This is a genomic window from Sphingomonas sp. GW821-FHT10F11 (assembly GCF_058809095.1).
The window spans coordinates 168,318-181,703 of sequence record NZ_JBXASH010000004.1 but is presented as its reverse complement, the minus strand read 5'-3'; the positions used below and the strand labels follow the sequence as shown (position 1 = coordinate 181,703).

Genomic DNA, 13,386 nt, shown 5'->3' with positions numbered 1-13,386 from the left:
AGCGGTGACGACACCAATCAGGCCCATTCCCGAAAGCCATGCCAATGGTCTTGGGCAGTCAAGCATAGACGAGTTCCTCAAAGGGCGGTCACACGCATTTACAATTTGTAGCTGAGCTCCAGCCCATAGGTTCTCGGCTCGTTGCCGAAGCTGATGTTCGACGTGACGCCCGTGCGGCCGCCAGCACTCAGAAAGCCGCCGTTCGAAACGGGTGTCTGACTGGTATAATAGAAGGTGTTCGTCAGGTTCTTCGCAAAGAACGAGGCTCGCCACCGGCCATCATGCTCTTCAAAGCCCAGGCGCGCGTTGACGATCGCAAATCGCTTTTGCAGCGAGACCGGGTCAAGCAACGCATAGGTATATTGCGACGTGGTGTATCCGACATCGCCGCGCAGGAAGAAATTCACATCGCTCGTGACGGGCTGTGTGAATTCTCCACCGATCGATCCACGGAATTTGGGGCTGAAGGCAGGTGTCCGTCCGTTGAGATTGCACGTGCCGGGTCGGGTTCCATTCGGAACGGCTCCCGTGTAACAGGGCGCCGCCGAATAATTTCGGTATTCCGACGAAAGATATGCGCCCGTGAGGTTGATCAGCAATTGCGGGATCGGCCGTGCCTGGATGTCGGCCTCGAGACCCTTTGAATGAATGTCGCCCGCATTGCCGACGATGAAGCCGCTACCGGTGACGGGGTTCAGGGTCGAGTCCTGGAATCCGCTCACTTCAAGCTTGTACAGCGACAGATTCACCAGCAACCTTCGGTCGAGAAACGTCGATTTCAGGCCGAGTTCGTAATTCCTGGCATTTTCGGCATCAAAGACCAGCGGTACGGTGCCCGACGCGATGCGGCCGTTGAAGCCGCCCGATTTCCAGCCCGTCGATGCGGTGGCGTACACCATCACCGTCGGCGCCACGTCATATTGCAGACTGCCGAGCCAGGTTATCTTGGACTCCCTGAACCGAAGCCGAGGTGCGCTGTATGACGGGAAGGCGGCGTTGAAATTCGGATAGGTCGCCGGCGTGACTGTGTTCACGGCACTGCCGCGCTTCCGATCCATGCTGTACCGGCCGCCACCGGTCAGACGCAGCGCGTCGGTTATCTTCCACGTCGCCTGGCCATAGCCGGATGCCGAGAAAGTGTTCTGGTGGAAGTGGAAGTTGTCGGTGATCCCGCTGGGTAGCGTGGTGCCATCCGGGAAGACGCGATTTGGCGTGATCGTAACGCGCTCTTCCCGGTAATCCAGCGACTCGCTGAACAGATATGTGCCAAGCTGGAAGCTGATGGTGCTGTTGGCATCGTTGCTCAGCCTGAATTCCTGGCTGAAATCGTCTATCGGGTAGTTGTTGCTGTTTCGAACGGCCTGGATCGGCTGCCCCTGCGTGCCGTTCCGGGGAGCGACGATGCGGGTGCCCGAATAGGCCGTGATTGAGTTGAGCGAGAGCGTCCCGCCGAGATCTATCTCACCGGTCACCGAGGCGCCGAAAGTCTTGACGGTTTCGAGCGGGTTCTCGATCGAATCGACGATGCGATCCCGGCCGGTCAGATTGACATAGGGACGGCCGGTGACGGCCTGGGTGGCCGCGATAAAGCCCGGCGTGGCGATGCCGCGCGGGCCGGTCGGGTCGACATTGTCCGGAATGCAGCAATTGGCCCGGACGTGATTGTAATAAAGGATGATATCGCCCTTGAAGCTTTCGCTGGGTGTCCACCGCGCTCGAAGGCGCGCACCGAATTGATCGGTGCCATTCACTTGCTCGTTGGTGGCAAGATTCCGTGAGCCGCCGCTATATTGGCTGCCATAGACGGAAAGGCGAGCCGCCAGATTGGTAGCGACGCCACCGCCGACATAGCCCTGGAGATATCTGATCCCCAGATTTCCGATGCCGGCCTGGGCCGCCGCTTCAAACGCAGCCGTAGGCGCCCGCGAGCGAACGATCACGGCGCCGACCGGCGTATTGCGCCCGTAAAGCGTGCCCTGAGGCCCGCGGAGAACCTCGATCGTTTCCAGGTCCAGCAGGCTGGACGAGAGGGCCGCTCCCGCCTGCTTCTGGTACACGCCGTCGAAATATACCCCCACATCGGGCTCGATTCCGGGGTTGAGGCCGCCCGAGCCCACCCCGCGGATTTGCAGGATCGCACCCCGGTTCGTGTTCTGGCCGATCAGCGCAAGGCTCGGCACCACCGTTGCCAGCTCGCGCACGTTGACGATGCCCCGACGTTCGAGCGCCGCGCCGCCAATTGCCGAAACCGAGAGCGGAACGTCCTGGACGTCCTCGCTCCGCTTGCGCGCCGTCACGATGATTTCATCGATGCCATTCGATTGGCTGGGGGCGGCATGGTTTGCGGCGATCCCGGACGGTGCCGATGGTTGATCCGCGGTTGATTGGGCCATCGCCTGCCAAGGCGCAGCAAGCGCCATCGTGGTCGCTGCCCGATAACAGGTCTGCATGAGCCTTTTTGTCATTTCGCTCTCCCCCATCTTCTTTTTTCAGCCGATTTGCCGCTGCCCAACGCGACTGCCGGCCGGTGCGACTCTGGTCGCAGCACGGGGAGTTCCGCTTTCAGCTTCAAAGGAGCGTCAAATCGCGATCGTGGTCACCGCTTGATGACGCCGTCGCACATTCGGAAATCCGAGTTGCCGGGCAAGAGGGACGTGCGCTGTAACAGAGGCTTGTGACTTGATCGCTTCGCTGCGCGGGCCGACCACTCGGCTCTTATGATTGCGATTCAAGGATCGGCGCATGCAGAAACGGCCTTATTCCGAGGCGCCGAACGACACGCGGCCCAGTGCTCTGAGCGGCTATGTCACGGCCGGATTGGGCTTCCTGATCGTTTTGATCGACGGCTTTGACACGCAGTCGGTTGCTTTTGCGGGTCCATTCCTCAAGCGCGAATTTGCGGGCGGCGGCGGGGCCCTGGGGATGATCTTCGGTTTCGGAATGACCGGCGGACTGATTGGTGCCTTTTTTCTCGGGCTGCTTGGCGACAGGGTCGGGCGCCGTCCCCTCATCATTGTTTCTCTGCTGCTCATGGCGATCGGATCGGCGTTGAGCGCCCGTGCCGACAGCGTCCTGCAGCTCGCCGCCTTCCGTCTGTTGGCGGGATTGGGGTTTGGCGGAGCGGTTCCGACCGTGCTTGCGCTTGTTGCCGAACTCGCCGCTCCCAAGTGGCGATCGATGACGCTCGCAATCGTCTTCAACGGCTTCCCCCTGGGCGGAATGATCGGTTCGATCGTCGGCGCGCATTTCCTGCCCGTCTTCGGATGGCGAGCATTCTTCACGCTGGGCGCGATCCTGCCCGCGGCGCTCGTGGTAGTCGTGATATTTTTCCTGCCCGAGTCGCCTGAGATCAGCGCGCGCGCGAAAGCGCTGCGCCGTATCAGCTCGAGCAGGATGAATGAACCAGAGGGGCTCTCGGCGCCTGAGCACCCGGGAACGGTTGCGACCAGGCCCGGCTTCTTGCGGTTGCTGAGGCAGATATTCGCCGGCGACCTTCGACGTGTGACCACGCTCCTTTGGATTGCGACGTTCCTGAGCGTGCTCAGCCTGTACTGTACGGTCAATTTCCTGCCTGCGCTCATGTCGGACGCGGGGAGGCCATTGCGGACCGCTATCCTCTCGATCGCGGCGTTGAACGTCGGTAGTATAGTGGGGAGTGTCGTCCTCGCCCGCTTCGCGGATCGTGCGTCGCCTTATCTGCCGACAGCGGCGTTCTACCTGCTCGGTGGCATAGTGCTCGCGCTGATCGCGGCACCGCTATATTCCTCGGCAGCGATACTGGCCCTGGCTTTTGTCGCGGGGCTGCTCGCTTTCGGAGCGCAGCTTTCGCTGACGGCGATCACAGCGAGGCTCTATCCCGTCGCGATAAAATCCACCGGCATCGGCTTCGCACATGGGGTGGGCCGGATCGGTGGAGCCGTGGGGCCGTTCGTAGCCGGCTTCCTTCTCGATCAGGGCGCGAGTTTCGGACTTTTCATGGGTGTGATAGCCGGGGCGTTCGCGCTCACAGGAGGGGTCGTGCTCCTGCTGAGGTTTACCGTCCCGGCATCGCGCGACATCATGGCCGTCTGAACACGGACAATTCCAGGCGCCGATCATCAAATCGGCCCAGCGTCTGATTCATCGTCCGCCTCTTTCAGCCACCAGGAATCAGAGCCCCAAGCTTTCACCGCGCCGACTTCATGGCTATGGGGCGCCTCATGACCGATCACTTCCCCGAACCCGCCCTGCTCGCCAAGGCCGAGACGCTCGTCGAGGCGCTGCCTTATATGCAGCGCTATGCCGGGGCGACCTTCGTCGTGAAATATGGCGGCCACGCCATGGGCGATCCCGAGGCGGCGCGCGATTTCGCCGAGGATGTGGTGCTGATGAAGGCGGTCGGCATCAACCCGGTCGTCGTCCATGGCGGCGGCCCGCAGATCGGCGCGATGCTGAAGCGGCTCGGAGTCGAATCGCGCTTCGTCGACGGCCTGCGCGTCACCGATGCCGAGACGGCGCAGATCGCCGAAATGGTCCTGGCCGGCTCGATCAACAAGGAGATCGTCGGTTGGATCGGCCAGGCCGGCGGCCGCGCGGTCGGCATTTCGGGCAAGGATGGCGGCTTCGTCACTGCCGAGAAGGTCGGCCGCAACACGCCGGACCGGCTCCAGGGCATCGAACGCCATGTCGATCTCGGTTTCGTCGGCGAGCCGGTCGGGGTCGACCGGCGGATCATCGATACGCTGTCGGCCGCCGGGATCATCCCGGTCGTCGCGCCGATCGCGCAAGGGGTCGATGGCCAGACCTACAATATCAACGCCGATACCATGGCCGGCGCGATCGCCGCCGCGCTCGGCGCGCAACGCCTGTTCATGCTCACCGACGTGGTCGGCGTGCTCGACAAGCAGGGCGAGCTGCTGACCGATCTCGATCCGGCCGCGATCGCCGATCTGCGCGCCGACGGCACGATCAGCGGCGGCATGATCCCCAAGCTCGAAACCTGCGTCGCCGCGGTCGAGGGCGGGGTCGACGCCGCGGTCATTCTCGACGGCCGGGTGCCGCATGCGATGCTGCTGGAAATCTTCACCCGGCGCGGCGCGGGTACGCTCGTCCGGCGCTGAACGGGTCTGTTCGAAACCGACGCGTTTCGCTACGCTCGCCTTCCACTCGACCCCGGAGACCCCCCTTGGCCTTTTTGCTGGTCCTTCTTCAGATCGTTCAGGTGCTTCTCAGTGTCGCCACCTGGATCATCCTGATCCAGGCGATCCTGTCGTGGCTGATCGCGTTCAACGTGATCAACACCCATAACGACACGGTCCATATGATCTGGGAAGCCCTGAGGAGAATCACCGAGCCATTCTATCGCCCGATCCGGCGCGTCCTGCCCGATTTCGGCGCGCTCGATCTGTCGCCGCTGGTGGTGCTGCTCATCCTCTACATCCTGTCCAACATCATCGTCCCGGCGATCGCGCTCCAGCTTCAGGCCGCCCCGACAATCTGAACCATGCCCGCCTGGGCATTCAGGCCGGACGGGATCGCGATCGCGGTTCGTGTCACGCCCAGATCCTCTCGCGACATCTTCGCGGCGGGAACGGACGATCATTTCGCCGCGCGACTGGCCGCGCCGCCGGTCGAGGGCGCGGCCAATGATGCGTTGATCGCTCTCGTCGCCCGGGCATTCGGCGTGCCGAAACGCGATGTGACGCTGGTCGCCGGAGAGACCGCGCGACTGAAGCGGCTGCAGATATCGGGCGATGCCGCGCTGCTGGCGAAAATCGCCGCCAGTCTTTATGAGGCGCGCCATGAGCGCTGACATCATCGACGGAAAAGCCTTTGCCCTGGCCCTGCGCGGCCGCATCGCCGAGCAGGTGGCGGCCTTCGCCGCCGCCGCCGGCCGCCCGCCCGGGCTGGCCGTGGTGCTGGTCGGCGAGGATCCCGCCTCCGCCGTCTATGTCCGCTCCAAGGGCAAGGCAGTGAAGGCCGCCGGCATGGAGGGGTTCGAATATCGCCTTCCCGCCGAGGTGTCGCAGGACGAGCTGCTCGCGCTGGTCGACCGGCTCAACGCTGACGTGAATGTCGATGGCATCCTCGTCCAGCTGCCCCTGCCGGCGCATATCGACGAGCGGGTCGTCACCACCCGGATCGATCCCGACAAGGATGTCGACGGTTTCCATCCGGTCAATGCGGGCCGGCTCGCGACCGGGCTCAACGGCTTCGTGCCCTGCACCCCGCTCGGCTGCGTGATGCTGCTCAAGGACCGGCTGGGCGATCTGGCCGGGCTCGACGCGGTGGTGATCGGTCGTTCCAACATCGTCGGCAAGCCGATGGCGCAGCTGCTGATCAGGGAAAGCTGCACCGTCACGATCGCCCATTCGAAGACGAAGGACCTGTCGAGCGTGGTGCGCCGCGCCGATATCGTCGTGGCGGCGGTCGGCCGGCCCGAGATGATCCGCGGCGAATGGATCAAGCCGGGCGCGACGGTGATCGATGTCGGCATCAACCGCACCGAGGACGGGCTGGTCGGCGACGTCGATTTCGCCGGCGCCGCCAGCGTCGCGGGCGCGATCACCCCGGTGCCCGGCGGCGTCGGGCCGATGACCATCGCGGTGCTGCTGCGCAACACCCTGGTTTCGGCGCATCGCCGCATGAAGGTGCCGTACGACAAGGAGGCGCTGTGATCGTCCTGCTCCTCGCCGCCGCCGTGCCCCAGACCGCTGCCCAGGCCGAAAAGGCCTTTGCCAGCGCTGCCCAGACGGACGGGCAATGGACGTCGTTCCGCCGCTTCGCGACCGAGGATGCGGTGATGTTCGCGCCCCAGCCGGTCAGGACGCAGGATTTCCTCAAGGACCGGAAGGACCCGCCGGCCGCGCTGATGTGGTGGGCGGCCGACAGCTATGTCTCGTGCGACGGCGCGCTGGCGGTCAATACCGGCCCGTGGATCAGGCCCAAGGGCGATGCGTTCGGCTATTTCTCGACGGTGTGGCAGCGCCAGTCCGATGGCGGCTGGAAATGGACGATGGACGGCGGCGACGGCCTCGCCACGCCGCGCCCGGCCGGCGATGCACCGAAAATCCGCCGCGGCTCGTGCAAGGGCAGCCCTTCCACCGTCGCCGCGGTGCGCTACCGCGACGGCGAGACGGCGGAGGGCCAGTCGGAGGACCGCACGCTCGCCTGGCGCTGGCATGTCGCGCCCGACGGCGCGCGGAGCTTCGACGTCTGGCTGTGGGACGGGCGCACGATGAAACCGGTCATGGCCGACCGGATCGCCGCCCAATGATCGCCGCCCCATGAGCACGCCCGGCCTGATCGCGCTCTATGTCTCCTCATTGATCACCTTCTTCGTGGTGATCGATCCGCCCGGCTGCGCGCCGATCTATGCCGGCCTGACCAAGGGCGCATCGCCGGCGCACCGCCGCGCGATGGCGGTCCGCTCGGTGCTGGTCGCCTCGGCCATCCTGTTCGTCTTCGCGCTGTTCGGCGAGGACCTGCTCCGCGCGCTAGGCATCAGCCTGGCGAGCTTCCGCATCGCCGGCGGCATCATGCTGTTCCTGATCGCGCTCGAGATGGTGTTCGAAAAACGCACCCAGCGGCGCGAGGACCGCGCGGCCAAGGTCGCGGAGACGCCGGAGGTCGAGGATGTCTCGATCTTCCCCATGGCGATGCCGATGATCGCGGGCCCCGGCTCGATCGCCTCGGTCATGCTGCTGATGAGCCGCAACGACGGGCTCGAACGCTCGCTCGTCGTGCTCGCCGCGCTGGCGACGATCCTTGCGCTGACCCTGCTCGCCCTGCTCGCCGCGGGGCCGATCATGCGCGTGCTCGGGGTGAAGATCGAGGCGGTGATCACCCGCCTGCTCGGCGTGCTCCTCGCCGCGCTCGCCGTGCAGTTCGTGATCGACGGGGTGCGGATCAGCCTGCTGTAGAACCGCTACGCTCAGACGCTCCAACCCTTCACCGTTCGTTTCGAGCGAAGTCGAGAAACCCGACGTGCGGTGCCGCCAGCGCCTGTGTCTCGACTTCGCTCGACACGAACGGAAATGAGTTAGTCGCGGCGTTCAGCTCCATCCTCATAATGGATCTTCCACAGCCGCAGCGGCGATTTCTTCGGCAGCGGGACTGGCTCGAGCCAGGCCGGTACCTTGTTGTGCGCCAGCTCGTCATAAAAGCCGCCCGGCGCCCGCGCGCGATAGATCGTCGATTCCGCCATGTTCGGGCAGATCAGCAACAAGGTCGCGCCGTGGCGCTTCGCGATCGCGCGGAAATTCTCCGGCGTGCCCTTGAAGGCGTGCTGCACGTCGAGGATCGCGTCGCCATTGCGGTGATAGGGGCCGGCAATGGCGTTGTGGTGCGTCACGGTGATCAGCCGAGGGCCGAGATCGACGAAGGTGAAGATAGTCTGCGCCGGCAGTCTGTCGAGCGGGGCGAGCGCCGGGATGGTCGGGCAGCGGCCGCTGGCATTGTTGACGATCTGCACCCGGTTGCTCGGCGGATCGATCTTGAAATATTTGATCGCGATCCCGGAAAACAGGCCGGACACCGCCATGAAGGCCACCACCGTGCCGAGCACCCGCACGAAGATCGAGCGGTGGCCCAGGCACCAGGGCAGGACGATGCAGGCGAGCGCGGTCGCGCCGGGCACCGCCAGCAACTGCGCCGCCGGCGCGGCCCGCGCCTGCCACAACAGCATCGCGGCGGCGAAGCCGCAGAACAGCAGCACCGGCATCCAGCCGTTGAATTTCGGGGTGCCGCGCGCGCGCCATGTCGCGATGCACGCGCCGATGATGCCGATCACCGGCAGGGTCACGATCGGGAAGGCGGTGCGGAAGGGGTGCTTGTAGATCGGCCGCGCCTCGCGGACATTGTCGAGCCAGTCGCGTGCAAGCTCGGGCGAAACCTGCTCGGGCCGCCCCAGGCATTGCGGGAAGACCAGCGCGAAGCCGATGGCGATGACCAGGCCGGCCACCACCGCCAGCCCCAGCCGGACCGCCCGCTGCTCCGGATTGACGCGGCCGAGGATGAACAGGAACGCCCCTGCCGCGACCATCACGCTCAGCCACACCGGGGTCAGCGCGTCGCAGCGCAGCACCTGGTTGGCGTTCGAGGCGAACAGCGCATAGCCGAGCGCCGATCCGCCGCCGAGGGTCAGCGCATAGACGCTCATGCGCGGCGCATCGTCGCGGTCCCAGATCCAGCGCAGCGCGATGATCGCCCCGGCCATCGCCGCATAGGGCAGCAGCTCCAGCCCGATCGAGAGCGAGACGGTGCTGGCGATACCCACCATCGCGCCCCCGCGCGCGCCCTTGCGGTCGGCCAGGCCGGCTACCGTCAGGCTCAGCATGGCGAGCTGCCAGCCATGATGATCGATCCGGTCGGGCATGAACATCAGGATGGTCGAGGTGCAGCCCGCGACCAGGAAGATCAGCGCGAGCGGCCAGGCCAGCCCGCCGACCAGCCGCCGCACCGTCGCGGCGATGCCGATCATCGCGATGGAGAGCGGAAGGATCGGCGCGATGCCGCACGCCAGCCGCTCGGCCTGGGCCGTGCCGACGAACGGCTGGAGCAACAGGATCAGGCCCGCGATCGGCAGGTCGACGATTCGGCTCCAATGGATATCGAATCCGCCCGGCGGATTGAGCTTGTACTGGCGCAGATCATACCAGCCCTGCCCGTTCAGCAGCGCCCGCACCTGGGCAAGCCGCATATTGTCGTCGGTATCGCCGAGCGACAGCCACTGGATCGCGTTCCACCGGTCGAACAGGAACCAGATGCCGACCGCCAGCCAGGCAAGCAGGGTCAGCCGCAGCCAGTATTTGTCCAGCTCGCGGGCAAGGGAGATATCGGCTACGTTTTTCAAAGGGCTTCCCTCGCGTCTCCCCGCGCTCTACTGCCACCGCCACAAAGGGCAAGGTGCGCGTGACGGCGATATTCAGACAATTCGAGACCTGGCGGACAAGCGGCATGCTCGGCCAGTTGATCCGCTTCGGCATTGCCGGCGGGATTTCGACGGTCATCTATTCCGCGGTCTATCTGCCGTTGACGACCTGGGTCTTCCCGGCGCAGCGGGCGGTCTATGCCGTGCCCTTCGCTTTCGCCGTCGCGGTGACGGCGGGCTTCTTCCTGCACAGCGCCTGGAGCTTCAAGGGCCACGGCACGCGCGATTCGAGCGGGGTCCAGCATGCGAAGTTCGTCGCGGTACAGGGTTTCGGCCTGGTATTGAACGCGCTGCTCACCTGGCTGATCACGGGGTTGCTGCACCAGCCGGTCTGGGTGCCGCTGATCCCGGTGATCTTCCTGATCCCGCTCGTGACCTTCGCGCTCAATCGCTGGTGGGTGTTCGGCTGATATGGACAGAATCGTCTACGACCGGATGGCGGCGCATGATTCCACCCATTGGTGGTATCGCGCGCGGCGCGACATCCTCGCCGATTACCTCGTGCGCGAGGGCAATCTGCCCGCCAATGCCCGTATCCTGGAGATTGGCTGCGGCACCGGGCACAACCTCCCGATGCTCGCCGCCTTCGGCACCGTCGAGGCGATCGAGATCGATCCCGCCGCGCGCGAGATCGCGAGCGCGCGGCTCGGCCGCGCGGTCGGCGCGGCGCCCCTCCCGGCGCTGACCGGCGTCGAGCGCGGCGCCTATGACCTGATCGCGGTGCTCGACGTGGTCGAGCATATCGAGGACGATGTCGCCGCGCTGAAGGCGATGGCCGAATGCCTGAAGCCTGGCGGCAAGATCCTGATCACCGTGCCCGCGCATCAATGGATGTGGAGCGCACACGACGTGGTGAACCACCATCATCGCCGCTATTCCAAGGCCGGGCTGGTCAAGGTCATCCGCGCGGCGGGACTCGAGCCGAACAAGCTTGGCTATTTCAATTCGCTGCTGTTCCCGCTGGCCGCCGCCTCGCGCCTGGTCGGCCGGCTGACCGGCAAGGACGACAGCGACGATTCACCGCCGCCGAAGATCGTCAACACCTTGTTCGAGAAGATCTTCCGCTTCGAACGCCATCTGGTCGGTCGCGTGCCGCTGTCGCCCGGCGTCTCGATCATCACCCTGGCATCGCCCGCGCGATAGGCCGGGACGACCGTCCCTCCACCGTCACCCCGGACTTGTTCCGGGGTCCATCGCGCCGCGCACCGCCGGTCGCGGCTCTTGCGGGGCGCGTTTCGAACCCGGACTTACTCGCCCTTCGGCGCGCCTTCGGCCGGAACGGGCGTGATCGACATCCCTTCGACGAAATCGGGCCGTCCGGCCGGCGCAGCCACCTCCGCCCGATACCCAAGCGTCGCGCGCCCCTGCACCGGCCCGGCGATATCCGCGACGAGGTACAGCGGCCGCCGCTTCGATTCGACATAGAGCCGGCCGAGATACTCCCCGATCATGCCGAGCACGAACATCTGCACCGCGCCGAGCAGCACCACGACCAGCATGGTCGATGTCCAGCCCTGTACCGCGCTCCCGGTCAGGAAGCCGATCGCGATATAGACGAACAGCAGCAGCGAGGCGCCGGTCAGGGCCAGCCCGACATGGCTGGCGAAGCGCAAGGGCGCGGTCGAGAATCCGGTCACCGCGTCGAGCGCGAAACGGACCATCTTGCCCAGCGGATATTTGGTCTCGCCGGCAAGCCGCTCGGCCCGATCATAGACGAACGGCACCTGGCGGAAGCCGATCCACGCGACCATGCCGCGGATGAAGCGCGCCTGTTCGGGCAGCGACAGGAAGGCGTCGAGCGCACGCCGGCTCATCAGCCGGAAATCGCCGGTGTCGAGCGGGATCGGCGTATCGGTGATCCGGTCGAGCATCCGGTAGAAGATCGCGGCGGTCGCTTTCTTGAAGATGCTCTCGCCCTCGCGCTTGCGCCGCACGGCATAGACCACGTCCGCCTGCTGCTCGGCCATCGCCTTGCGCATGTCGGTCAGCAGCTCGGGCGGATCCTGCAGGTCGGCATCGATGATCAGGATCTGCTCGCCCGCGCAGAGATCGAGCCCGGCGGTCAGCGCGAGCTGATGGCCATGGTTGCGCGACAGGTTGATCGCGACGAGATGCGAGTCGGCGGCGGCGATGCGCTGCATTGCCGGCCAGCTCTCGTCGCGCGATCCGTCATTGACGAACAATATCTCGAAATCCTCGCCCACCGCCGCGCGCGCCGCCGCGGAGACGCGGGCATGCAGGATGTCGAGACAGGCTGCCTCATTGTAGCAGGGAACGACGATGGAGAGTGCGGGACGGTGCATGGGCGCGCTGTTTAGCGGCAAGTCATGCCCCCGTCATCGGAAGATTGCGCTGGATCAAGGGCGGCCCCTCAGGATCGGGGTTGTTGGCGATCAGGTTTAACCGTCATGCCGGACTTGTTCCGGCATCCACTGTGCCGCACATCCATGGGCGCCTCAAATTCGGGGACAAATTCGGGGACGCTATACTAATTTCTACCCCGCCCCTTCTTCCCCAGCGAAAAGCCTCAGGGAAAGGTCACCCTCCGGAAACCGGCCATACCCGCCCGCCCAGCAGCGCGGAGACATAATTGATCGGCGCATGGTCGGCGAGCGCCCGCCAGGGAACATTGCCGGTCCGCCACATCAGCGCCGCATAGGCCAGGTGCGCCGCCCGCTGGTCCTTCGCCACGGAGATCGCCGGCGTATCGCCGACATGGATCGCCCCGTCCCGGTCGATATAATGCAGCCCGCGCGCATGGCTGTAGATCAGCGGCGGCGGCAACAGCGCCACCGTATCGGTACAGTTCACATACCGCCGCACCGCCACCGGCGAGAGCGAGGCGACCAGCGCCTCGTCCCCGACCCGCGGCGACCCGAAGGTGACGAGCTCGATCGGCCGCCCGCCATCCGAAAGCCGCGCGGCGAGCAGGGTCGCCAGCGCGGCGCCAAGGCTATGCCCCGTCAGCAGCAGGCGCTCCGGCTTCGTGTCGTGCAGCCAGTCCAGGATCGGCTCCAGGACCGGGGAGAGCGACGCCGAGAAGCCGCTATGGACGCGCCCCGGCCTGTCCCAATTCTCCAGGAAGAAGCTCGCATCGGTCATCACGTCGCGAAACGAATCCGCCTGCGTGCCACGAAACGCGATGATCGCCCGGCCATCGTCATGGAGTGCGGCAAATCCCGTCGCGCTGAATTTCGCCGTGCCGGTCGCTTCCCGGAACCAGCCGGGCTTGCGATAGCCGACGGCGCCGATCGCCTCGGCGATCAGGCCCTTGTCGGCGTCATCCTGCTCGAACCGTCGATAGGCCAGCCGGGAGAATTCGGCGGCGACGGCGTCGATGCACCAGTCATTCCCCATCGTCAGCGGTGGCTGTGCCTCGGGGCGATACAGCGCCTGGTTGGACGGGTCATAGGGGATTGGTGTCGGCATGGCTGGTGCGCCCGCTTAGCGGGGTGCGACGATGCTTGCGAATCCCT

The 13,386-nt window shown here is 65.5% G+C and carries 13 protein-coding genes; 9 read left to right on the top strand and 4 right to left on the bottom strand.

Features of this window, described 5'->3' with window-relative positions; translation table 11 throughout:
- Positions 1-98 precede the first annotated feature (98 nt).
- Positions 99-2,465 (bottom strand): TonB-dependent receptor, encoded by a 2,367-nt coding sequence (locus AC1RT8_RS14115; RefSeq protein WP_493076293.1) that lies wholly within the window; start codon positions 2,463-2,465, stop codon positions 99-101.
- A 277-nt stretch (positions 2,466-2,742) separates the two neighbouring features.
- On the opposite strand from AC1RT8_RS14115, the gene AC1RT8_RS14110 reads away from it, so the two are divergent.
- The 7 genes from AC1RT8_RS14110 to AC1RT8_RS14080 all read left to right on the top strand — a co-directional run bounded on the left by AC1RT8_RS14110 (position 2,743) and on the right by AC1RT8_RS14080 (position 7,901).
- Positions 2,743-4,071, top strand: a complete 1,329-nt coding sequence (locus AC1RT8_RS14110; RefSeq protein ID WP_493076292.1) for an MFS transporter — start codon at positions 2,743-2,745, stop codon at positions 4,069-4,071.
- Positions 4,072-4,199: 128 nt separating this feature from the next.
- On the top strand, positions 4,200-5,099 hold the full coding sequence (gene argB, locus AC1RT8_RS14105; RefSeq protein WP_493076291.1) for an acetylglutamate kinase: 900 nt from the start codon (positions 4,200-4,202) through the stop codon (positions 5,097-5,099).
- Positions 5,100-5,173: 74 nt separating this feature from the next.
- Entirely contained in the window at positions 5,174-5,479 is a 306-nt protein-coding gene (locus AC1RT8_RS14100; protein WP_493076526.1) for a YggT family protein, read from the top strand.
- 3 nt (positions 5,480-5,482) lie between these two features.
- Complete coding sequence (locus AC1RT8_RS14095; RefSeq protein WP_493076290.1) at positions 5,483-5,791, top strand: DUF167 domain-containing protein; 309 nt, start codon at positions 5,483-5,485, stop codon at positions 5,789-5,791.
- On the top strand, positions 5,781-6,656 hold the full coding sequence (gene folD / locus AC1RT8_RS14090; protein WP_493076289.1) for a bifunctional methylenetetrahydrofolate dehydrogenase/methenyltetrahydrofolate cyclohydrolase FolD: 876 nt from the start codon (positions 5,781-5,783) through the stop codon (positions 6,654-6,656). The genes AC1RT8_RS14095 and folD overlap by 11 nt, the downstream gene beginning before the upstream one ends.
- A complete protein-coding gene (locus AC1RT8_RS14085; protein ID WP_493076288.1) occupies positions 6,653-7,255 on the top strand; it encodes a Cif family virulence factor in 603 nt (200 codons plus the stop codon). The genes folD and AC1RT8_RS14085 overlap by 4 nt, the downstream gene beginning before the upstream one ends.
- Before the next feature lie 25 nt (positions 7,256-7,280).
- Positions 7,281-7,901, top strand: coding sequence for a MarC family protein (locus AC1RT8_RS14080; RefSeq protein ID WP_493076525.1), 621 nt, complete (start codon positions 7,281-7,283; stop codon positions 7,899-7,901).
- Between the two features lie 119 nt (positions 7,902-8,020).
- Here the strand turns inward: AC1RT8_RS14080 and AC1RT8_RS14075 are convergent, their stop codons facing one another.
- The gene (locus AC1RT8_RS14075; RefSeq protein ID WP_493076287.1) at positions 8,021-9,832 is read right to left on the bottom strand and encodes an AcrB/AcrD/AcrF family protein; all 1,812 of its coding nucleotides are present in this window, start codon (positions 9,830-9,832) and stop codon (positions 8,021-8,023) included.
- A gap of 104 nt (positions 9,833-9,936) precedes the next feature.
- Between AC1RT8_RS14075 and AC1RT8_RS14070 the strand changes: the two genes are divergently transcribed.
- Positions 9,937-10,320, top strand: coding sequence for a GtrA family protein (locus tag AC1RT8_RS14070; protein WP_493076524.1), 384 nt, complete (start codon positions 9,937-9,939; stop codon positions 10,318-10,320).
- Between the two features lies 1 nt (position 10,321).
- Complete coding sequence (locus AC1RT8_RS14065) at positions 10,322-11,053, top strand: class I SAM-dependent methyltransferase (protein ID WP_493076286.1); 732 nt, start codon at positions 10,322-10,324, stop codon at positions 11,051-11,053.
- A 104-nt stretch (positions 11,054-11,157) separates the two neighbouring features.
- On the opposite strand, the gene AC1RT8_RS14060 is transcribed toward AC1RT8_RS14065, so the two are convergent.
- Positions 11,158-12,213, bottom strand: a complete 1,056-nt coding sequence (locus tag AC1RT8_RS14060) for a glycosyltransferase family 2 protein (RefSeq protein WP_493076285.1) — start codon at positions 12,211-12,213, stop codon at positions 11,158-11,160.
- Between the two features lie 235 nt (positions 12,214-12,448).
- Positions 12,449-13,339 (bottom strand): lipase family protein, encoded by an 891-nt coding sequence (locus tag AC1RT8_RS14055; RefSeq protein ID WP_493076284.1) that lies wholly within the window; start codon positions 13,337-13,339, stop codon positions 12,449-12,451.
- Positions 13,340-13,386 lie beyond the last annotated feature (47 nt).